General features: G+C 57.3%; 18 protein-coding genes. 13 read left to right on the forward strand and 5 right to left on the reverse strand.

All coding sequences use genetic code 11. The annotated features are described in order from the left end of the window. The coding region (locus NB063_RS05100; RefSeq protein ID WP_250927672.1) for a hypothetical protein at positions 1-223 on the forward strand (223 nt) is incomplete at its 5' end. A gap of 24 nt (positions 224-247) precedes the next feature. On the opposite strand, the gene NB063_RS05105 is transcribed toward NB063_RS05100, so the two are convergent. Both NB063_RS05105 and NB063_RS05110 read right to left on the reverse strand, forming a co-directional pair. Beyond that, positions 248-1,231, reverse strand: a complete 984-nt coding sequence (locus tag NB063_RS05105) for an ABC transporter permease subunit (protein WP_322975071.1) — start codon at positions 1,229-1,231, stop codon at positions 248-250. After that, positions 1,231-2,256, reverse strand: coding sequence for an ABC transporter ATP-binding protein (locus NB063_RS05110; protein WP_250927674.1), 1,026 nt, complete (start codon positions 2,254-2,256; stop codon positions 1,231-1,233). Before NB063_RS05110 ends, NB063_RS05105 begins: the two co-directional genes overlap by 1 nt. Before the next feature lie 154 nt (positions 2,257-2,410). On the opposite strand from NB063_RS05110, the gene NB063_RS05115 reads away from it, so the two are divergent. Next, positions 2,411-4,747 carry a DUF1592 domain-containing protein gene (locus NB063_RS05115; RefSeq protein ID WP_250927675.1) on the forward strand — a complete coding sequence of 779 codons (2,337 nt, stop codon included), beginning with the start codon at positions 2,411-2,413 and terminating at the stop codon, positions 4,745-4,747. Between the two features lie 405 nt (positions 4,748-5,152). On the opposite strand, the gene NB063_RS05120 is transcribed toward NB063_RS05115, so the two are convergent. Both NB063_RS05120 and NB063_RS05125 read right to left on the reverse strand, forming a co-directional pair. Continuing rightward, entirely contained in the window at positions 5,153-6,325 is a 1,173-nt protein-coding gene (locus NB063_RS05120) for a M20 family metallopeptidase (protein WP_250927676.1), read from the reverse strand. Positions 6,326-6,498: 173 nt separating this feature from the next. Then, on the reverse strand, positions 6,499-7,815 hold the full coding sequence (locus NB063_RS05125; RefSeq protein ID WP_250927677.1) for a DEAD/DEAH box helicase: 1,317 nt from the start codon (positions 7,813-7,815) through the stop codon (positions 6,499-6,501). 1,032 nt (positions 7,816-8,847) lie between these two features. On the opposite strand from NB063_RS05125, the gene rny reads away from it, so the two are divergent. From rny to NB063_RS05150, 5 genes are all read left to right on the forward strand, one after another. Continuing rightward, positions 8,848-10,416, forward strand: a complete 1,569-nt coding sequence (rny, locus tag NB063_RS05130; protein WP_250927678.1) for a ribonuclease Y — start codon at positions 8,848-8,850, stop codon at positions 10,414-10,416. Positions 10,417-10,515: 99 nt separating this feature from the next. Then, a complete protein-coding gene (locus NB063_RS05135) occupies positions 10,516-11,844 on the forward strand; it encodes a leucine-rich repeat domain-containing protein (protein WP_250927679.1) in 1,329 nt (442 codons plus the stop codon). A 5-nt stretch (positions 11,845-11,849) separates the two neighbouring features. Continuing rightward, a complete protein-coding gene (locus NB063_RS05140) occupies positions 11,850-12,395 on the forward strand; it encodes a DinB family protein (protein ID WP_250927680.1) in 546 nt (181 codons plus the stop codon). Between the two features lie 101 nt (positions 12,396-12,496). Then, complete coding sequence (locus NB063_RS05145) at positions 12,497-13,483, forward strand: ion transporter (protein WP_250927681.1); 987 nt, start codon at positions 12,497-12,499, stop codon at positions 13,481-13,483. A gap of 91 nt (positions 13,484-13,574) precedes the next feature. Beyond that, entirely contained in the window at positions 13,575-14,405 is an 831-nt protein-coding gene (locus NB063_RS05150) for a zinc-ribbon domain-containing protein (RefSeq protein ID WP_250927682.1), read from the forward strand. A 3-nt stretch (positions 14,406-14,408) separates the two neighbouring features. Here NB063_RS05150 and NB063_RS05155 read toward each other — a convergent pair whose 3' ends face one another. Continuing rightward, positions 14,409-14,963: a hypothetical protein gene (locus NB063_RS05155; protein WP_250927683.1), complete on the reverse strand. Its 555-nt coding sequence runs from the start codon at positions 14,961-14,963 to the stop codon at positions 14,409-14,411. Between the two features lie 250 nt (positions 14,964-15,213). Here NB063_RS05155 and NB063_RS05160 point away from each other — a divergent pair, with 250 nt between their 5' ends. The 6 genes from NB063_RS05160 to NB063_RS05185 all read left to right on the forward strand — a co-directional run bounded on the left by NB063_RS05160 (position 15,214) and on the right by NB063_RS05185 (position 21,747). Next, a complete protein-coding gene (locus NB063_RS05160; RefSeq protein ID WP_250927684.1) occupies positions 15,214-15,777 on the forward strand; it encodes a sigma-70 family RNA polymerase sigma factor in 564 nt (187 codons plus the stop codon). A gap of 7 nt (positions 15,778-15,784) precedes the next feature. After that, entirely contained in the window at positions 15,785-18,355 is a 2,571-nt protein-coding gene (locus tag NB063_RS32415) for a serine/threonine-protein kinase (RefSeq protein WP_250927685.1), read from the forward strand. Between the two features lie 72 nt (positions 18,356-18,427). Next, positions 18,428-18,982 (forward strand): transcription termination/antitermination protein NusG, encoded by a 555-nt coding sequence (nusG, locus tag NB063_RS05170; protein ID WP_250927686.1) that lies wholly within the window; start codon positions 18,428-18,430, stop codon positions 18,980-18,982. Between the two features lie 255 nt (positions 18,983-19,237). Continuing rightward, the gene (locus NB063_RS05175; protein WP_250927687.1) at positions 19,238-19,900 is read left to right on the forward strand and encodes an FKBP-type peptidyl-prolyl cis-trans isomerase; all 663 of its coding nucleotides are present in this window, start codon (positions 19,238-19,240) and stop codon (positions 19,898-19,900) included. A gap of 32 nt (positions 19,901-19,932) precedes the next feature. Continuing rightward, on the forward strand, positions 19,933-20,397 hold the full coding sequence (locus NB063_RS05180; RefSeq protein WP_250927688.1) for a superoxide dismutase, Ni: 465 nt from the start codon (positions 19,933-19,935) through the stop codon (positions 20,395-20,397). A gap of 12 nt (positions 20,398-20,409) precedes the next feature. Further along, complete coding sequence (locus NB063_RS05185) at positions 20,410-21,747, forward strand: hypothetical protein (RefSeq protein WP_250927689.1); 1,338 nt, start codon at positions 20,410-20,412, stop codon at positions 21,745-21,747. The last annotated feature ends 172 nt before the right edge of the window (positions 21,748-21,919 follow it).

Below are 21,919 nucleotides of genomic sequence, written 5' to 3' on the forward strand. Positions count from 1 at the left end.
GTTATTTCCGAACAAGTCCTTAGGGTTATGTGGGACACAGTGTTTCGCGAATGGTCAGTCACCAAGTGAACAAGAATCGAAACAAAACGTGCGCAGCTTCTACACCCACGGCTTCGCAAAGATCGAGCTGCCCAGGCAACTTATCTCCAACCATTTGCCAAGCCGCCCCAGACTGCCACTTACCGCAGGTGACGAACACCAAGCCTCGCCGGCCGACGACTAAGTAATCGCCAAATGCGTGTTGCGGCTACAACGGCGCGGGCAGGTCTCGTTGTTGGAACCGGACCACCGCGATGATGTAGAAGACGCTTCCGATCACCAGCAGCAACCCTGGGTAAAACATCGGTGGGAACATGCCTTCGCCAACCGGCGTGCTGAAACTCCACGGCGACCAAAGATCACCGTCCCGAACGAGCGTGGTCATCTTCTGCGGTTTATAGCAGTTGAAGAACGACCACGACTGCAACCATGCGAGCGATTCGGCGGCTTTGCCCAACCCGAACATGACCAATTGAATCACGTACACCGTCATCACCGCGCCGATCGTCCGCCACCGATAGCGATCAAAACTGCTGAAACAACTACTCATCCCAAGCAAGAAGAAACCAAATACGAACAACTGAAACACAGCGGACGTGTAGGTTTCCGGTGCCACCCGTTCGCTCATCGGAAAAGAAATTTGAGTCGGTTCATCATTCGTAAGCGGCAGTTCGAATCCCAAGAATGGCACGCGGATCGATGGCGGGGGAACGGTTTCGGTCAACGTGGTGGTTTCAATCCCGACCGTCATGCCACCCCACAGCAAAAGACATAACGCCATCAAACCGGCGGTGCTGACCACGGCGTGTGACAACAGAAATCGCGTGCGACTGATCGGTTGGCTCAGCAACATCTCCAGTGTTCCCCGCCCGAGTTCGCCACTGACCACATCGCTGCCGCGTGCCACACACCAAATCACCGTGCACAAGATGACGATCGGTTCGTCAAACGTCATTCCCACGCGGCCGGTGTAAGTGAACAACGCATCGAAGGACACCGGGGCGAATTTTTCGTAGTCACGGAACTGCTCGATGATCGTTTGAAACTGGCCCATATCGAGCAGCTTCACGACCCACACCCGCACCCAACCGAACGCGAACAAGGCAACCGCGAGGAAAGAAAACAACAACGACGATTGGCCGATGTTCTTGCGAACCATCATCCGATCAATTCCAACGTCTCGCAGCCGGATCATGTCGACGCTCCCACGACGTCAGTAACTTTTTCCGCGTCTGCCGCCCAGTGAGAATCCGTTTCACTGCGTCCGAGGTGCACCGATTCATAGACCGAGTGCAAACCGAGGGGCTCGATCCGCACGTGCTGCAAATTCAGCGACGCGATCCAGGCAAGCGTTGGCGCCAAATCACCCGCCGTGTCGATACACACGACGCGGCCATGCGGCCCCGGCGCACTGATCTGGTATCTCTCGACACGCGAGCGAAGTTCCTCAGGAATTTCGGATCGCAGATCGACCGACTCCACCGTACCGCCATGCTCAGCCGAATCCGAAAGAAGCGCGGTGAGGCGATGTCGCTGAAACAAGTCTTCCATCACCAGTTTTCTAGCCAAGACGCCCTTGCGAAGAAAAGCAACCCGGTCACACGTTTGCTCGATCTCAGACAAGACGTGCGATGAAAACATGACCGTCCTCCCCTCCTCTCGTTCCGCCAAAACCAATTTGAGCACTTCGCCACGAACGGTCGGGTCTAGATTAGCGGTAGGTTCGTCAAGAATCAGCAGGGGCGTGCGTGGGCCAAAGACGACCGCAAGTGCGAGTTTCTGACGCATTCCGGTCGACATGAACGCGACCCGGCGTGAGAGGTCGAGCTCCAAACGCTCCGCAACGTCAAGTGATCGGGCCAGGTCGCCGCTGGGATGCATCTGCGAGAAAAACTCAAGCAACCCACGGCCACGCATGTGCCGTGGCAATCGGGCATCGCCAGGCAGATACGCCACGCGGGTGCGGACGGCAACAGAGTCCTGTTCGGGATCAAAACCGACAACCTTGCTCGATCCAGACGTCACGTGGAGATAGCCCAGCAACAACCGGATCAACGTCGTTTTGCCGGCACCGTTGGGGCCCAACAACCCGAATATCTCGCCACCGCGGACGTCGATGTTGCACTGCTTGAGAGCCTCAAAACTGCCGTACCGTTTGGTCAGATCCGTCGTCACGACGATGCTGTCGGGCGTTATCGAATCGGATGGAGAATCCACTGTTGGCGATCGCGGTGAAGGGAAGATGTGAAGGAAACGCGGTTCGGGTTGAATCTCGGCCGGCTTGCGTTGCCAAGTGAAACATACCTGCAACGACCTCGAGGCTGCTACAATGTGAAGCGATTTCTCGCCATGTCTTTATTGAATGTTGTCAATGCAGCAAATCGCGTCCCCGCCTCGTACCGGTCGATTGAGCTACCAAAATGCGATAGCCATCGCTCTGGTCTGCCTCGGTTGCATTGTGACTTCCGTTCCCGCCAAAGCAACCGAGGCGGAAAACGAAGCAATCTTCCAGAAAAAACTCGCCCCCCTGCTGAGGACGTACTGCTACGACTGCCACGGCGAGAGTGACGGGGAAGGCGACTTGTCACTCGCGGCCGACGATTCGGCTGAAAAGCTGATTCAAAACCGCGGGCATTGGATGCGATGCCTGACTCAAATTCGTCTGGGAACAATGCCGCCCGCCGACGCCGACCCGATGCCCGCGTCGATCCGGTCAGAGATGGCTGATCTGATCGAACAGCTCGCCAACGCGGTCGACTGCGTGCAAAATCCGAACGCCGGTAAGGTCGCGCTACGTCGTCTCAACCGCGCCGAGTACCGCAACACGATTCGCGACCTTACCGGGGTCGACTACGCCCCGGCCGAAGATTTTCCCGGCGACGATGTCGGATACGGCTTCGACACCATCGGCGATGTGCTTTCTCTGCCGCCGCTGTTAATGGAGAAGTATCTCGATGCCGCCGAATCGATCATGGGGCAGGCGATCCACACCCCTCCTCCGCCACTAATCTTTCACACGCAAGAAGATCCCCTCAAGCTAATTGGTGCCGCCAAATGGAACGGCAAAAATGAACTCACGATTTTTTCTAACGGCACGGTGGGCTTAGAGATCGACGCCCCTTTCGCTGGCAACTACACGGTGACGATCGTAGCCAGTGGCACGCAGGGCGGGGACGAACCCGTTCGCGCTGAAATACGGGTGGGCAAGAACAAGAAGGTCGTTGAAATCCCCGAAACCGAACCGACGGAAAAAGCTGCGAGCTTTCAACTCGGCCGAGGCAAACGCAAAATCGAGATCGCGTTTATCAACGACGCGTACGTCGCCAAAAAGTATGACCGCAACCTCATCTTGCACCACGTCGAAGTGCGCGGGATCGAAAGCGAGCGAGTGGCGACCACGCTGCCGGATCTTCCCGCGTCGCACCGCGTGCTGTTATTCCAAACTCCGAGCCGCGACCGTTCATTTGAGCAAGCCGCGACGGCCGTGCTGAGCCGATTTGCGAGCCGTGGATACCGTCGCCCCGTCACGCAGTACGAAGTTTCCCGGTTGGTCGAACTCGCCGACTCGGTGCGCTCGGGCGGTGGGAGTTTCGAAGAGAGCATGCAGGTCGCAATGCAAGCCGTTTTGGTTTCGCCCTATTTCCTGTTTCGTATCGAACGCCCTCGTAAACCCTCCGCCGATGGTGCGATGCCGCTGGTGAGTGAATACGAACTGGCCACGCGAATCTCGTACTTTCTCTGGAGCAGCATGCCCGACGACGAGTTGTTGCTTTTGGCCTACCGCGATCAACTCCGTGATCGCACAAAATTGTTTGATAAAGTCGGAAGGATGATCCTCGACGCGCGAGCGAGCCGATTTGTCGAGAATTTTGCCGCCCAGTGGTTGCAGCTTCGCAACCTCGACAATGTCTCTCCGGACACGCGCATCTATCGCGGGTTCGATGACGAGATTCGCCAAGCGATGCGGACCGAGACACTGATGTTTTTCTCCGAAGTGATGAAGAAGAGCATGCCGATTCCAACACTTCTGGACGCCGATTTCAGCTACATGAACGAACCGCTCGCAAAGTTCTACGGGATTGATGGCGTGCGTGGGGACGAGTTCCGCCGCGTCTCTCTGTCAGGAACTTCACGGGGCGGATTGTTGACCCACGCCAGCGTTCTGACCGTGACCAGCAACCCGACTCGGACGAGCCCCGTAAAACGTGGTAAATGGATCCTCGACAATCTATTAAACATGCCGCCTCCGCCTGCTCCTCCCAACGTCCCCGAACTCGAGAAAAGCATCCTTGCAGGATCGCTCCGTGAGCGAATGGAACAACACCGGGCCGATCCGGCGTGTGCGGCCTGTCATAACATGATGGACCCGCTCGGTTTCGCGTTAGAAAATTTTGATGCCGTTGGTCGTTACCGCACACGAGACGGGAAAGACGAAATCGATGCCTCCGGCGAAATGCCCGACGGAACCACGTTTCGGGGCGCCGAAGGCCTGCGTGAACTTTTGGCAAATCAACGCAAGGATCAATTCGTCCGCTGCTTGGCTGAAAAGATGCTGATCTACGCGCTCGGTCGTGGCACCGAGTATTACGACAAGTGCGCAATCGATGAGATCATGAACACGGTGCGTGCCAAAGACTATCGCTTCGCCTACCTGATCGCGGCGATCATCGAGAGCGATCCGTTCCAGAAACAGGGCTCACGCGAATAGCCTAATTGGACAGCACCACTTCCTGGCAGACCCACTGGAGTTTTCGCCTCTCACGTAGCTGAGTCTCTCCTAGGCTGTGAATCTATTCGCCGGGGGGCGAAGCAATGTGGCCGTTTGTTCGGGACATCGATTTCATTACTGCAGGATTTCAAAAGTAGCGAAACGGCGCGAGCCGTCCGGTAACTCGGGACAGAACAGCTTGCACCGTTTCGCTATAAAAAGCACTAAAACAATCGATGTCCCCCGTAAACGAAGCCTACGGGAACGCTCGTTCGCGGAGCGAACGGCCACACTAATAACTTCACAGCCTGTCCGAAGATCCGGAAGCAAGCTGCGTCCGCGATTCTCGGTCACCGAGAGATCGAGCTACGTGAGAAATAACGCTGTCCAGCTATACGACGCCGTTCAGCAGCACCAATGTCGGATCGCGTCTTGGTAAAAGCGAACGCCGTTTTCGAGTTGCTCGATCTCAATAAACTCATCCGACGTGTGCGCCTGCGCAATGCCCCCGGGTCCGCACACGATTCGCCGATTCAATTCGCCTAACACGCATCCATCGGTCGCATAACAGACCGCGTGCGGCTCGTTGGCTCCGATGTACGGTTCAGCCAACTCGCACAGCTCTTTTACAAACGGAGCGTCGCGATCCGTATGCATCGGGTCACCGCCCGAATAGAGGTCGAAGCTCAGCCCTAACTCTTCGGCGCGGCGACGAACACGTTCAACGATCTCGCGACCATCGACGCCAGGCATCGTCCGCATGCTCGCCCAAGCGGTGCAGTGATCAGGCACGATATTGACCGTCTTCATTTCGTCACTGACACCAAAGTTCCACGTCAACGTCGGTGGATCAAAGGCATCATTTCGCAGCGTCTCGTCTGTCCGACATTGTTCGTCGATCTCCAGCAGCGTTTGCAACATCGGCACCATCGCAACGTTGGCGTTGATTCCCATGTCGGTGCTGCTGTGGGCGGCTTTGCCCTGGGAGCGAATCCGCATTCCGACGATTCCTTTGTGCGCGTGAATCACGCTTAAACGGGTCGGCTCACCAATAATGCTGACAGGATCCAATGAAGCCAAATCGCGAAAAGCGGCGGAGTGATCAACGAGATACTGCGCCCCTTCGAACCCGACCTCTTCATCGGCGGTGCATACAATCCACAACGGCCGCATCTGGTCTGCGAGACTGATCGATTGCGCGGCATCCAGCATCGCAGCGAGCGAACCTTTCATGTCGCAGGCACCACGGCCGTAGATGCGTCCGTTCTCGAAAACGGCATGGAACGGATTGCCACCCGGCCCCGTCCATCGATCGGCGGTCACCGTATCGGTATGACAAAAATAAGCGAGCCCACCGGTACCGGACGCGAGCGTTTGCTCCTGTGCCGCAATCGGATCGCGCCGCGCCAACAAGTTGCACTTGCGCACACCACGCGGGTCCACATAGGTCGTGCGTTCGACCTCAAAATTCAGTTCCTGCAGCCACGCGGCAACGCAGTCAGACACCGGCTCGTTACTATTTCTACTAACCGAGTCAAATGAGATGAGCCGCGATAAATAGTCGGAAGCGGTAGACATGAACTCTATTTATCATGTTGTCAACGTCTCGAACAGATCCAACGCAAACGCAGCCCACTCCAGACGATCAATCGAGAATCGTCTGTGTTGAACAACGCCGCGGCAAACGTGGACTTCGCCAGCACGTGGTGCCAGCGAAGTACAACCGCGGTACGGCTGAGACGCGAGTCCGATTATCGAGCCGAGGCGTGACGCCCAGGCTTCTTGTTGCGTCCGAAGCTGTGATTGCTGCTCGATCCACCGGACCGTCCACGAGACGGGCCGCCACCGGAACGTTCACCACCGCCGGAACGTCCACGCCCCCGACCGCCACCACCACCGCCGCCGCCACGAGATTTCGGAGCGCCGCTGGGTGCTTCAAAACGCTCCTCAGGGTTTTCGATCTTGAGTTTCTGACCAATCAAGCTTTCGATCGCATGCAGTTCGCCACGTTCGTCGCCGGTGCAGAACGAGATCGCGATCCCATCGGCGCCGGCTCGTCCGGTTCGACCGATCCGGTGGACATAGCTTTCTGGCTCAACGGGCATGTCGTAGTTGATCACATGGCTGACGCCATCGATATCGATCCCACGTGCGGCGACATCGGTAGCCACGAGTACGTTGATTTGATCGCTACGGAACGCGTGCAAAGCTTTCTGCCGGGCGTTTTGCGTTTTGTTACCGTGGATCGCGACCGCTTGAATTCCGCTCTTGTCGAGTTTTTTGACCAAAGCGTTTGCGCCGTGTTTGGTCCGGGTGAACACGATCGAGCGTGTGACGTCTTTGCCTAACAACAACTCCGTCAGTGAGCTGACTTTGTTTTCACGGCGAACGATCCGCAATCGCTGCTCGATCAACTCGACGCTGGTCTTCTTCGGAGTCACATTGATCGACACCGGATTGAACAGCAATGAATTGGCGAGTTCGCGGATTTTAGGTGCGAGAGTCGCGGAGAAGAACATCGACTGCCGCTGACTCGGCAACGCGGCGATGATCTTTTTAAGCGCGGGGAGGAACCCCATATCAAGCATCCGGTCGGCTTCATCGAGCACGAAGATCTGCACGTCACGAAGGCTGACGTGGCCTTGATCCATCAGGTCGATTAATCGGCCCGGTGTGGCGATCAATACGTCCACGCCTCGGCGTAGCGAGCTGACTTGGCCGGCTTGGCCGACGCCACCGTACACGAGCGCGGAGTGAAATTTCATGTGTTTGCCATAGCGGCGAAAACTGTCGCCGATTTGAATGGCGAGTTCACGCGTCGGTGCGAGCACCAACGTGGTGGGGCGATTCGGAGCCGCACGAGGTTTCTCGTGACCGAGAAAATCGAGGATCGGCAATGCGAAGGCAGCCGTTTTTCCGGTGCCCGTTTGGGCACATCCGAGGATATCTTGGCCGGCTACCGCCGGTGGAATGGCTTGGGCCTGGATCGGCGTGGGCGTGGTGTAGTCTTGATCGGCAAGGGCACGTTTCAGGGGCTCAAACAGGTCAATCGATTCAAAAGTCTTCAAGGGTGTTCTTTTCAAAATGGTAGGTGAACGCTCGCAGAACCTGGGCACCGCAACAACAGACCGATTCATCTCTCTCTATTGGAGAGGGATCGCGTCCAAAGAACTGTGCCAATACAAACTGCGAGGGTGAGCGGTCGAGTCGTTCGTCGACAAAAGCCACTCACGGGAGGGAGCTGGTGCGGGAAAACGCCGTTGCGAGTTCCCGAAGACCTCGGACTAACAAGAAGAGTCACGAAATCGTTTGCACTTGCTGTCGCGAGTGCGGGTGGAGCAGCTTTCCAGAGCCGGTCGACGGGACCGTACAGGTTGGCAGCGTGGGCGACGTAATCGGACACCCGGGGGACGAGAGGCTGAAACCCTAGCTCAGCGGAGGAATCTCGTCGGTCGATCAAACGCTCGCTTTCGCAGCCACGTTTCTTGTTGCCGATCGACCTGAATTGGAATCTCGCCAATCCGTTTGGCAAGTTATCTTCTGCGGCAACTCTACACCCCGGACGGGCGGCAGCCAAGCCCAAACGAGCGATTTTGCCGACATCAACTGCCTGAGCGGTACATGTTGTGCCGGGAGGTGCGGTCGCGACGTTCGCGCGTTCCCCTGCAGGGGCGGGTGCATTACACTAATGGAATACACGAAGAAAACGTGAGTTCTTCCCGTTTTTTTCCTTAACTCTTTTCCACCAACCATCCCACGCTTCACTCGTCTTCGACCTCTGTTACGTATTCCGCTGCACTGAAACACGATCTCAGTACCGCACCGGCCAGATCGGAACAGGCGTTGTTTTCGAGGAACCGTCCCGGTTTGACCTTAGTAGATCTTTTTGGCGATGTGGCCCATCCTTTGGAGCTTTGTTTTGACGTTTCCCGTTTTCGGCGATCGCCGCCGCGTGGCTATCGCTGCGCGCTCAATCGGCAATCGATTCGTCACGTCCAACATCAGCTCGAGAACCACTCGTTTCGTCCGATTCAGCACACATGACGAACATGACTCCTTAGATCAAACGCCGGGCTTGTGGAAGCGGATCCTAAGCCACCATGAATCCAGAAGTCGCGACGACGATTCTTTATTGCATCTTCTTCTTCTTTCTCGGCGTCGCAGCCGTGTTAGGGATCGCGCAGCGTCACGCTGCGCGCCGAAACGCGCGGCTGCAGGCCGAGGCCGATGCGATCCTCTCGGTTGCCCGCCGTGAAGCGGAAAACCAATCCGCGCAAATTGTTCTCGATGCCCGCGAGAAAGCGCTCGCGATCAAAGCGGAAACCGAGCGTGATCTTGCCGCGCTGAAAGAGAAAGAACTGGCCCGAGATCGAAAACTCGACGCCCGTGAAGATCAAATCGCGGCAAACCAAGAGACGCTGCGCAAAGCACAACGGGGGCTCGAAAGCAGCCAAAACCGGCTCGCTGCGCAGATGCGCACGTTGACCGAACAGCGTGCCGAACTCGATCGTTTGGTTCAAGAAAACCAGCGTGCGCTCGAACACGTCAGCGGCATGACGCGTGAAGAAGCGTCGGCCAAGCTCCTCGAATCGGTTCACGCCGATCTCGAACATGAAATCGGAACCGCGGTGCTGAAGAATCATCGTGAACTCTCCCGACGGGTGGACGATCAAGCCCGCGAGATGCTGCTGACGGCGATGCAGCGTTATTCGTCCGCTCACACCGCCGACACCACGACCAGTACGGTCGGCGTGCCGTCGGATGACATCAAAGGCCGCATCATCGGCCGTGAAGGTCGCAACATCCGCGCGTTTGAAAAGGCCACCGGGGTGGACTTGATCATCGACGACACGCCCGGCGTGGTCGTGGTCAGCGGGTTTGATCCGGTCCGCCGCGAGATCGCCCGCATGTCGCTCGAAAAACTGATCGCCGATGGACGCATCCATCCGTCAAAGATTGAAGAGATTGTGGAACAGACCACTCAAGAGATTCAAGCGTTCATTGTCAAGAAAGGGATCGAAGCGGCTAACGAAGTCAACGTTTCGGGACTGCACGATCGCGTGATTGAGATGCTCGGCCGACTCCACTTCCGAACCTCCTATAGCCAAAACGTATTGCGTCACAGCGTCGAAGTCGCATTCCTATCTGGCATGATGGCAGAGATGATCGGGATGGACGGCGACGTTGCTCGCCGTGCCGGGCTATTGCACGACATCGGCAAGGCGGCGGACCACGAACTCGAAGGCGGCCACCCCAAGATCGGCGGCGACCTTTTGCAACGACACAAAGAAAGCGAAGAAGTCGTCCACGCCGCCCGGGGACACCACGACGAGATCGTCACCGAAAAGCCGTACACGATGCTCGTCGCGACCGCCGACGCCTGCAGCGCCAGCCGCCCGGGTGCTCGTCGCGAGTCGCTCGAACGATACGTCAAACGGATGGAGGAACTCGAAACGATCGCCCACCGATTCGATGGCGTTCAACAGGCGTATGCGATTTCGGCAGGCCGCGAATTGCGAGTGATCGTTGCCAGCGGTCAAATCAGCGACGAACGGGCCGCCGCGATCTGCCGCGACATCGCTCAGTGTTTCGAGAAAGAACTGACCTATCCCGGCGAAATCAAGGTGACTGTCGTACGTGAATCACGGTTCACCAGCACGGCAAAATGACCCCAAGGGATAGTTGCGTTCGCCGCACAAATCCATAAGTTGACTACGCGCCACCTTGCGTCCCGCCTCCGCTTCCTACCTACCCAGCGATCTTTTGCCATGACACGCACTTTCTTGAGCCTCCTGTTCGTCACGTTGTGCCTCAACGTCGGATGCCGCCGCGAGACCGCGTCGACATCGCCGGCCGAATCGCCGCAAGCCGCGACCGAGAGCATTCAACAACCCAGCAAACCGGCACCGCGTCCCGCCGACTCTCCCGAAGCGGTCGCGGCGATCGAATCGGCCGGATTTGCGGTGACCAAGGATGCCGAAGGGATCGTTGTCGAGATTGGCGGTGGTAATGACAAAGTCGATGACGTGGTCGCGCAGCTCGGTGGAGTCCCCAACGTGAAAACGCTGGCGCTGATCGGCCCGACCGTCACCGACAAGGGGCTCGAGAATCTTGCGAAACTGAAACAGCTCAAACGTCTCGACTTGACCGGATCGGCGATCACCGACAAGGCACTTGAAACAATTGGAAAATTGACCACTCTCGAATTTCTAGGGCTCCGCCGCACCGGCGTCACGGATGAGGGACTTGGCCAACTGACGGATCTCGATCGACTCCGCGCACTCGACTTGCGGAACACCAACATCGGCGATGACGGCATGCAGCCGATCACGGAAATGAAATCGCTTGTCGACCTGCAACTCGAAAAATCGAAGGTCACTGACGCCGGCTTGGTGCAACTGGCACCGTTGAAACTGAAGGCACTGAACTTCAACTACTGCACAACGATCGGCGACGAGACGATGGCAGTCTTGGGTAAGATGCCAACGCTGGAATCGATCCAAGGGGACTACTCGAAAGTCAACGATGTGGGACTCGAAAAACTGAAATCGCTAACCAATTTGAAACGGCTCCGGCTTCGGGGCTGCGACGTGACAGGCGACGGAATCGAACACATTCAAGGGAATTCGAAACTCGCCCGCGTCGAACTGCGTGACTCATCACTGGATCGCAAGGGCCTCGAGATTCTTTCTGGAATGCAGTCGATCACGTTTCTCGACATGAGCGAATGCCGATTGGCAAAACCCGACGACATTGCCTTGTTGGGCAAACTCACCGACCTGACTTACCTGGGCTTATGGGAAACCGCGACGAATGACGAAACGATCGCCGCCTTCGGTGACTTGACGAAACTGCAAGAACTGAATCTGAAATCCGCTTCCGTGAGCGACGAGTCCTTGCCAACGCTACTAAAGTTAACCAACTTGGAACGTCTCAACGTCGCCGGAACGCAGTTCACCGACGAAGGATTCTTGCAGCTCGGTTCGCTGCCGAACTTGAAGTACCTCAACGTTGCCAATACCAGCATCGGATACGACGTGATCGACAGCCTTACCGAGTCGCATGAAGGACTCGAAGTGGTGGATTTTGAAAACTAGGTAACATGACGCATAAAACCCGACGCCCTACACAGTCCGACCTCTCGCTGGAGGCGCACTGGAATTATGTCAACCGGATCGAAGGCGAGTGCATCATGAAGGTGCTCGCCGATCAGCTGTATTGGTTCTGCGAATTGGGCAGCTGCCTTTCGGCGGAATTGATTGACCGCGTGCATTCCCCTTACACATGGACCGTCCGACAGGTCGTCGAACATTGCGTCGATGCCGAACGGATCTTTGGTGACCGGATGCTGCGCATCGCGGCGGGTGACGAGACAAACCTTCCCTGCTGGGACGAGAACGCGTACGCCGACGCACGATTTGGTTTGGGGAACGTCGGCCACCTGATCAGTGAACTCGGGCACCTGCGTCAAGCCAACTTGGTGCTACTCGGCAGGATCGTTCCCGCAGCGTGGGATCGGGTCGGCACCGTGGATTCCCATCCGATCACCCCACGCGGGATCGCTTGGTTGGCCGCCGCCCACGTGCACCATCACTTCGAGATCATCGAGAAACGATGTGATATCTCGCCACAGCGCGGGCCGATGTAGCCTACCGATCGGTAAGGTATGCTGTTGGGCTAAGACGTGAACACGCGTTGGCCTGCGAGTAGGGTCGCGCCGGGCCAGCACTTTTCTCCGCCACGACTGCGATGAACACCCAACGACGCCCCAAATCCGCCGAGGCATCTGCCGCTTTGATTCGCCGGCGACTGGTGCAACGTCCTGAACAGCCGGGCGTTCGCCAGCAGATGTATGACATCATTTTCGAAGCCGACTGTGCTGCGGGGCGGGCATTCGACGTCGGACTGCTAATCGCGATCATCGCCAGCATTATATTGGTTTCGATCGAAACGCTGCCCGCGTACCAGAGCATCATTCCCGCCTCCGTCGAAGGGGAACTCGCTGCCGTTGACCCGTCGGTCATGGAATCGAACATCCCGTTTTGGCTCGTCGCTAGTGAGTGGTTCCTAACGATTCTGTTCACGATCGAATACGTGGCGCGGCTTTCATGCGTCCGTAGACCGATGCGATACGTGACGAGTTTTTGGGGAGTCGTGGACCTGCTCAGCATCCTGCCCAGTTATCTGGTGTTCTTTGTCGGCACATCGGTTCGGTCGTTTGCGATCCTGCGGAGCGTTCGGTTGCTCCGCGTCTTCCGTATTCTGAAACTATGGCGGATGATGAGCCAAGCGGACGAACTCGCCGATGCGGTTTGGCAGAGCCGGGATAAAATCGTCGTATTTTTGGCGGTCGTTCTGGTTGCCGTCACGATCAGCGGCACGTTGATGTATCACATCGAAACGGTGCTGATCGAAGACCCGACGGACAGCGATTTCACGTCGATCCCACAGTCGATGTATTGGGCAATCGTCACGATGACCACGGTCGGATACGGTGATGTTGTGCCCCACACCACCATTGGGAAAATCATTTCCGCGGTTTTGATCTTGTTGGGCTATAGCCTGATCATCGTGCCGACGGGATTTGTCAGCGCCGAGTTGTCCCAGCGATCAAAACAAGAGGGCATCGACATCCATCCATGCCCCAACTGCTCCGTTTCAAGGCACCGCAGCGACGCGGACTATTGCTACCGATGCGGGGCGCATTTAGAAATCCATCCGCCCCAGATGACGTAGATAGGTTTTGGAGTAGCATGTCACACGCGACTGCCTCTCGCCGTCTGATTCCTTCCACCTTACTCATCTCGCCCCTTTTGCTCATCTCGTTATGCCCATTGCAGTGAAATGCGGCTGTGGAAAACAGCTCAACGTCAAAGACGAACTAGCCGGCAAGGCGATCAAGTGCCCCGGCTGCGGGAACGTGATCAAAGTGGTCGCCGGTGGAGCCGCCCGCCCCGCGGCGCCTGCTCGTCCCGCGGCCCAGCCCACCGCTGCCCGCCCGGCCGCACCCGCTCGCCCAGCCGCACCCGGCCCCGCCGCAACCTCCTCTTCGACCATGGACGACTTGTTCGCCGAAGAAGGGATGGACCGGCAAGTGCACGCGATTTGCCCGGCATGCAACAAAGAGCTTGCGCCCGGCGCGGTCCTCTGCACGAAGTGCGGATACAACTTGACAACAGGCGAAAGGCTCAACGCCCACCTAGTCGAAGGCGTCGACATCGATAAGGGCACGATGGCGTTGAACAAGGCAGCCCGAGATATTGAGGCGGCCAAAAAAGCTCAACAAGACATGATCGGCAAAGCGGGGATGCCCCCTTGGATGCTCGCGTTGGTGCTGTTCATTTTGGGCAGTGCAGTCAGCATCGCGGTGCTCGCCGTCAACGCATCGCGTCGTGAAGAAGCGATCACGTTCAAACCGATGCAGATGTTCATGAACCTCGGCGGGGCGGCGTTTCTGCTCGTGTCGATCGGCGCGTTGCTGAGTTTGATCGCATTGGCGTTTCGCACCGACCGCAAACAAGGCTTTCTGACTTTGACGATCGTTTACCTGTTCGTCTTCCCGTTTAAACACGGCAAGGGAAGCTGGAAAATTCTCGCCGTTGCGTTGCTGTGCGGCGGAATCGCGGGTGCATTCTTCGCCGGCGCTTCCAACATGTGAGCCTTAGGGTTCCACCACTAATCGGACTCGGCGGATTTCGCCGCTAGCGGGATCACGCGCGTCCTGCGGCGTGATCGGCCGAAAACCACCGCGATCGATCACACGACCGGCTGGCGCGGGGGCTCCTGGGAACTGAACGACACAAAAATCGTCGCTCCATGCCGCCCCGAGTTCTCCGGGGTCATCGACAACACCGTCACCGTTATCGTCCCACGTTGCCCATCCCGGTTGCCCGTCGTTTCCAGGCGTGATCCAGACGGCCAAGCTAGCATCCCAAAGATCGGTGCCGGATCGTCGGAGATTGATCTGGGATTGGACGGCGTCAGGATTTTTCTCCCAATTGGCGAACGAAATCCGCCAAGGCACCGCAGCCGGACGTGAATTCGTTTCGCCGGCTCCGCCCGCAATCAGTACGTCTTGAGTTGCAACCAACTCCGATGCAGCCGCGGCCGCGCCATCCGCAATCGCACACGTGTCGGAAACACCTGACATCAGCCAAACGCCTCGCCAGACTGCCAGACAAACGACAAGGGCGATCGAGATACGAGAGATAGTCATGATGCGATCGTCGTCGTTAACGTGATGATTCCAACGCATTATTCAGATAGAACCGTGAATTTCAAACGGCCCCGGAGAGAAAACCAAACGGTGCCACCGGAATTATCCGACCGCTGCCATCCGGCCGTTTCTACGAGCGGTTTGAGCATTCCATGTCGCTAATAGGTGTCGTTGACGCAACTTCGTGTAGAATGCAAACCATCGCAACTCTTGCCTCCTCACTTTCTATCGTCATCACGCTTCCAATCACATGGCTTCCGTAACCGAAATCTTGCAGTCGAGCCAGAAAGGCGATGTGAAGAAGACGGACCAGCTGTTTACGGTGTTGTATGACGATTTGCACAAAATGGCGGGCCGTTTCCTTCGCTCGGAACCCCAGCGGCAAAAGCTCAGCAGTTCGTCGTTGGTCCACCAGGCGTATGTCCGCATGGTCGATCAGAACGAGGTCGATTGGCAGGGAAAAACCCACTTCTTTGCCATCGGTGCGACCGTGATGCGGCGAATTCTCGTCGATCACGCCCGGCACACCCGGGCCCAGAAACGCGGTGGGGGATGGCTGCGGCGGCAACTCGACGAAGAAATCACGTTCGTACTTGATCGCGATGACGACGTCGTTGCTCTCGATGAGCTGCTCAACACGCTCGCCGAGCTAAGCCCGCGCCAGGCAAAAATTGTCGAATTTCGATTCTTTGGCGGGTTAGCGATGAAAGAAATCGCGAACGAACTCAACCTGGGTTTGCGCACCGTTGAGAAGGACTGGGCGATGGCACGGGCCTGGATGAGACGCGAACTTCGAGATCCCGACCAGGAGTAAGGGCGTTGTGGACGCGAAACGCTACCAGCAGATCCAAGACATTTTTTGGAAGGCTGAAGAACTCCCACAACAGGATCAGGAATCGTTCGTTCGCGAATCGGCAGGCGACGATTATCAGCTGATCGATGAAGTCCTCTCGCTACTCCGCGAGCACGATGCCGATGCCGCGTTGCTCGAGGGACGATCCGTTCAGCCGGTTCGATTGCCAGGATCGACCAAAATCGGGATCGCCGTTGAAGACAGGCAAGAGGCAGCCTCATATGTGGGTGGGGAGGGCAGCGGTGAGAGCGACCGCCCTGACATTCGAAAAACAGTCCCGATGGATCGCCCGGACGGTCCGCCTTCTGAATTCTCCGGTAAACCACCCAGTGGTGCCAACGCTTCCGGTTCGGGAAAAGCACCGACGACTAAAAAAGGGCCCAAAGGCGACTCTCGCCGAAACGCTGGCCAACGAACCGTCGGCGGTTCCCAGCGGACACACGCGGCACCACGACATCCCAAAACGCCGCGTGAGAAACGCAAACGCCGACCAGGGTCCGATTCGAGAGTCCCCGCGAACCTGCCAACGTCGATTGGTCCAAAACGGTTTCGGTTTTCATGGCTGCCCCTATGGATCGCAATCGTGCTTTCGGCCCTCGTTCCGATTTGGTTTGCCGCGTGGACGATCGGTAGTCGACAAATCGAACAGGAAGAATTGGCTAACCACCGGCTCCTGTCGTCGGTGCTCGAACGATCCCGTTTGCAATTCGAAAGCCTCCTTTCGACCGACCGTCAGATCAGCGAACGGATCGCCCTCGAAGCAAGTGAGGGGGCCATCGTTCAGGATGGATCTCCGGGGGGCGATGCCAGCCACGCACCGACGGTTTTGAATGCGTTTATGGCGAATCAAGACCAACGCGAACGAGACGAAACCACGTTCATCATTTGGGACCGCACCTTCCGCATCGTGGCCAAGTCAACACCCCACGACGTCCCTGACGAGTTCTGGACTGCACGCTACGCGGGCCCCGTCTCCCGATGTCTCGAACATCAATCGGTATTCATCGGTCCCGCGACGAGGCACAGCCTCAATAGCCAAGGGGCACGCGATGTCGTCCCCGACCACGGCGACGGTTGGATGTTTCCGATCAAGGACCACGACAACCCCGAAGACGTTCTCGGCGTGGTCCTGATCACGCGGCATGGGCTGCGGTCGGTCATCAATGCCGCATTCGAAGAGCTTTCCCTTGAAACGGGCGTCGATGTCTATCTGGTCGATCGACAAGGCATCATGCAGACCGAGAGCCGATGGGTCCTGGCTATGCGTGATCGAAACGAGCTTCCGAACGATCCGAACAAACCGTTTCGGGTTGCCGAGTACACTCCGTTGCACAAGAGCGCCCCCAACAGTAGACAAGTCCAACCGTTGACGGTTGCGGCCGCATCGGTCAGTACCAACCGCGGCAGTATCGTGTACCCGTCTGCGTACCCCAGTTATCACGGCGGCTACACTTCCGGTGCATCGGTTTGGTTACCCGCGTGTGAGCTCGGAATGATTGCGGAAATTCCTGTACAACGCTACGTATCGGCGTTCTCGTTAACTTGGCCGGGCGCACTCCTGGGCAGCCTCTTGGCATGCGGCGTCGCTTCGGCGGTAACATGGTGGCACCAATCGAAGATTCATTCTATTACTGACGCCCGGCAACCACTCGGCCGATACGAAATTCGACGCGAACTCGGTTCCGGCGGCATGGGCGTCGTGTACTTAGCCCGACACAAAGAACTCAGCCGCGACATCGCGTTGAAAGTGCTCCGTGGCGACCGCCAAGACGAGGACGACCGGCAACGCTTTGATCGCGAAGCACGTTTGGCTGCATCGTTGTCGTGTCCACACAGCGTCACGGTGTATGACTTTGGATACACCGCCGATGATTCCGCGTTTTGTGTGATGGAGTTGCTGCACGGGCTTACGCTCGCCGAAGTCGTTGCCCGCGGTGGGGCGCAGCCTCCTGGCCGTGTTGTCTGGATCATGCAACAGATTTGCCAATCAATGCTCGAAGCACACGGCAAAGGACTCATGCACCGCGACCTTAAACCGCAAAACGTGATGCTGCGGTTCGACAGTATTGTCGGCGACTGGGCGACCGTGTTCGATTTCGGCTTAGCCAAACCGATTGAACCCGATCACGACGTTTTTCAAACCTCGGAAACCGTTTGGGCAGGGACCCCGATGTACATGGCTCCCGAACGTTTTCGCGACCCATCGTCGATGGATCCACGCAGCGACATCTATTCGATCGGCTGCATCGCATACTACTTGCTCGCCGGGAATCCGCCGTTCGCGGAGTGCGATCCCGAATCGATGTTTGCCTTGATTATGAGTGAGCACCCCATCAGCATCGCCACCCACCGCAGCGAAGCGATCGACGATCGGCTGAACCACTGGGTCAACGAATGCATGAGAAAAGACAAGCGATCACGTGCCGAGAGCATTCCGGAACTGATCCGTTCTCTGCAAGAGATGTCCGATGACATGCCGTGGAACCGCAGCGATGCCGACACGTGGTGGACCACGCACGCCCCAGAACTGCACGGATGACTGGTCACCTCCGGGTGAGATATGTTATGCCAGCTTTTCACTGGCCCTTTTCGTTTCCTTTGCTGCAAATCCATGCCGATTCTGCCTCCCGAACCTGACATTTTCCCCGACGACTTACTCGATCAACCTGAGTCACATGATTCGCCGTGGTGGTTGCTTTACACGCGAACGCGACAAGAAAAAAAAGTGCTGCGACACTTGCGCGAAGCCCAGATCGGCCATTACGGACCGATGATTCCGCAACGGACGCGTTCGCCGGCCGGCCGGATTCGCACCTCTTACATCCCGCTCTTCTCAACCTACGTGTTCCTGCGTGGGGGCGATGAAGAACGGCATGCGGCAATCTGCACCGGATGTGTTCTCAAAGCCGTCGAGATTCTCGAGGTCGAAGAGCTTATTCAAGATTTAACACAAATCCGTAACCTTATCGCCCTCGGCATACCGCTGACGCTCGAAAGTCGTCTCAAGCCGGGTGCAATCGTCCGCGTGAAGAGCGGCGCGTTCCAGGGATACGAGGGAACCATCATCCGACGAGAAAACGAATCCCGCCTGCTCGTTGCCGTCCGCTTCATGGAACAGGGCGTCAGCGTCAAACTCGAAGACTGCCAGGTCGAGACGATCGGTTAGTCCGAGACCGCGGCGCAGCTGCATCAGGTCCGTTCACTACTTCTAGCCATGTCAGGGGAGTGCACGGGTCGCCCGACTTGGTATTCTGGGGGATGGAGTGATCCGCTTGCGACGCGCATTTGCCGTCGCGACGCCGGATTTGCTTCCCACCTGGGACTCACTCGAGTCCCAAACTTCCTGCCCATTCCATACTCGGACGACACCAAACCCATGCGATTCACGCTACTTTCACTATCCCTTTTGACACTGCTGACAATGACAACGTCGACACACGGACAAGACACCGAAACCACAGTCGACGACACAGTCGGTTACTACCTGGGCTTCTCGGTTGGGCAGTCTTTTGCCCAACAAGGCTTTGAAGCAGACGATTTCACTTTCGCAGGAATGCAACAAGGCTTGACCGACGCCTTGACCGGCGAAGCCCCTACCTTGACAGATGAACAGCTCGCCGAGGTCCAAGGCAAAATCCAAGCGATTTTGCAAAAACGCCAAGCCGCCCGCGAGGAAGAAATGCAAAAGCAGGCCGTGCTGAACCTGGAAAAGAGCAACGTCTGGATGGAGCAGAACAGCAAAGCGGAAGGCGTCAAAGACCTCGCCCAAGGGATTCAGTACAAAGTCATCAATGAAGGCGAAGGCGGCTCACCATCACCTCAAGACACTGTCCGAGTTCACTACACTGGCAAACTGACTAATGGAGAAGTCTTTGACAGCAGTGTTGCTCGCGGCAAGCCCGCCGAGTTCCCCGTCAACGGTGTCATCCAAGGCTGGCAACTGGCATTGCAAAAGATGAAAGTTGGCTCGAAATGGATGCTCTACATCCCGCCAAACATGGCTTACGGCGAACGTGGCTCGGGATCGGCAATCGGCCCGAACGAGGTTTTGATCTTCGAAGTTGAACTGCTTGAGATTCTCTAATTCACCCCTGCGATTTTGAAGAGGAATTGAAAATGTTGCGTTGCATTACCTTGACCGCGCTGCTGCTCGGAAGCCTTATGGTTGCCTCGACCGCCGAGGCGCACTGCCAAGTTCCCTGTGGAATCTACGGCGACCAAATGCGTTTTGAAATGATGCTCGAAGACGAGCACACGATTTCCAAAGCCCAGATCGAACTGAACACGCTCAAACCAACCGACGCGCAGTCGATCAACCAATTGACCCGGTGGGTGACCACCAAAGAAGATCACGCGTCGAAGATCCAAGAAACGATCGCAAGCTACTTCATGGCTCAGCGGATCAAGGCTGACGATCCTTCGTATCTGAAAAAGCTGTCCGCCGCTCACGCGGTCATGGTCAATGCCATGAAAGCGAAACAGTCAGCCGATCCGGCAACGGCGAAGGCCCTGGAAAAATCGATCTTCGATTTCTATCGTGCCTACGAAGGCAAAGAACCTGAGTTCGAGCACAGCCACTAATCGCGTTCCGACGTGAATCCAACACCACCGGCTCCTGATCAACGACGAACGCGTCGCTATTGGCTCTCAAAGTCTCGCGGCGCGGCCAGTTTCGGTCGCGGCGTCCGGTGGTGGTTTTGTTCGATCGGCCGAGTTCAATGGTCGATCGCGTTGTCATTGCCGCTCGCGGCAATCTCGGTTTTCTTGATCGCGATGGCCCCGAGCATGTTCGGTGGTGCCGACCACAGCGATACGGGGTCGTGGGCCGTGCACCTCGCCTTCGTGTGGTGCATCGGGCTGTTCATCCAGGCGGCGATCACACAAACGCTGTTCTCGGTTCGACCGCCCGCGAACACGATCAACCAGATTCATCATTTCCCACCTCTGCCCACACACCTCGCCAGCCACAGCGTCACGCTCACGATTGGCGGCGTCTGGATCGCGATCCCAGACATCGACGCTTCGCCCTCGCCCGAGGAGTTCGTCGATCACGAGCATAATTCGCTCTTCGCCGACGCACCCGAAGAACTGTACCTTCGCGACAACAGCCAAACGATCCTAGAATCGTTCGGTGGTGCTAGCCGGGTGCTGCTGCTGTGGTCGGCCGTGCTGATGTCACTCGGCGTCGCTGCGTTGATCTGTTTGCTGTTCGATCGGTTCAGCTTGTATTCGTTGCCGCAATCCGCCGAGGCGGGTGATGCCTCCGACGCTGCGATCGCACTGGTTGATCGCGTCTGGATCGCTTCGGCGTGGATCTTTTGTCTGCAAGGGTTCTGGCAATTGCTGCCGGTCCCCCAATCACTTGGGCGAGTGGGTTGGTCAGCCGTCATTGGACTTTTCTCGGGGGCCCCGAACGACGAGGCGGGCGATCGAGAGAAGGCGACTCATGCCGCGAGAATGGCTAGATGGGGCATCGTTGCATTCGCGTTGGTCACCTTGGTCGGCGGTGTGATGGCGATCCATGCCAGCGGAATCAGTACCCAGGCCGGAGGTCGAGCGTTACCGGCCTTCGCAGGTATCTCGCTCCTGGCCGTTTGGCTGTTCGCTTCGACACGCGGCGAAGATCTGTTCGCGTCACAGATGACGTTAGCGGCAAACGGCGAAACCGGCGTCATGAAATCTCGACTCGGAATTCGCGCCGCACTGCAACGTCGAGAATACAAAAAGTCCGAGAAGGAACGAATCCGAAAACTCAGGGAAGCCGCCGATCGAGAACACTCCGAAGCGAGCGATGCGGCCCGGGCCGACGAGATCCTGCAACGACTCCACGCCAACGGCCCCACGTCACTGACGGACGAGGAACGTGCCATTCTCGGCCGAGTCAGCGAAGCGATCCGACGAGAAAGGGAACGCAACCAAGACGGAGGTTGAGCCGCCACGCCGACCTAAAAGAACAGCACCACAGAGGTATTCATGGACGGGTCTACGGATGTCCTCGTCCAAGCAGACCACCTTTTCGGGTGGTTGGCCCGCGTGACGCACACGCCGTCCAACCGGCACGACCGGAAATCTCAATGGTAAATCGATTGACGCGAGACCCGTT

The organism is Aporhodopirellula aestuarii (assembly GCF_023701485.1).
In the GTDB taxonomy this organism is placed as follows: domain Bacteria; phylum Planctomycetota; class Planctomycetia; order Pirellulales; family Pirellulaceae; genus Rhodopirellula; species Rhodopirellula aestuarii.

Excerpts from the sequence above, each read along its gene's own strand:
- NB063_RS05175 (WP_250927687.1), top strand. The coding sequence starts at position 19,238 with ATGACAACGTCGACACACGGACAAGACACCGAAACCACAGTCGACGAC.
- NB063_RS05135 (WP_250927679.1), top strand. The coding sequence starts at position 10,516 with ATGACACGCACTTTCTTGAGCCTCCTGTTCGTCACGTTGTGCCTCAAC.
- NB063_RS05155 (WP_250927683.1), bottom strand. The coding sequence starts at position 14,963 with ATGACTATCTCTCGTATCTCGATCGCCCTTGTCGTTTGTCTGGCAGTC.
- NB063_RS05145 (WP_250927681.1), top strand. The coding sequence starts at position 12,497 with ATGAACACCCAACGACGCCCCAAATCCGCCGAGGCATCTGCCGCTTTG.
- rny (WP_250927678.1), top strand. The coding sequence starts at position 8,848 with ATGAATCCAGAAGTCGCGACGACGATTCTTTATTGCATCTTCTTCTTC.
- NB063_RS05150 (WP_250927682.1), top strand. The coding sequence starts at position 13,575 with ATGCCCATTGCAGTGAAATGCGGCTGTGGAAAACAGCTCAACGTCAAA.
- NB063_RS05160 (WP_250927684.1), top strand. The coding sequence starts at position 15,214 with ATGGCTTCCGTAACCGAAATCTTGCAGTCGAGCCAGAAAGGCGATGTG.
- NB063_RS05180 (WP_250927688.1), top strand. The coding sequence starts at position 19,933 with ATGTTGCGTTGCATTACCTTGACCGCGCTGCTGCTCGGAAGCCTTATG.
- nusG (WP_250927686.1), top strand. The coding sequence starts at position 18,428 with ATGCCGATTCTGCCTCCCGAACCTGACATTTTCCCCGACGACTTACTC.
- NB063_RS05115 (WP_250927675.1), top strand. The coding sequence starts at position 2,411 with ATGCAGCAAATCGCGTCCCCGCCTCGTACCGGTCGATTGAGCTACCAA.
- NB063_RS05140 (WP_250927680.1), top strand. The coding sequence starts at position 11,850 with ATGACGCATAAAACCCGACGCCCTACACAGTCCGACCTCTCGCTGGAG.
- NB063_RS05120 (WP_250927676.1), bottom strand. The coding sequence starts at position 6,325 with ATGTCTACCGCTTCCGACTATTTATCGCGGCTCATCTCATTTGACTCG.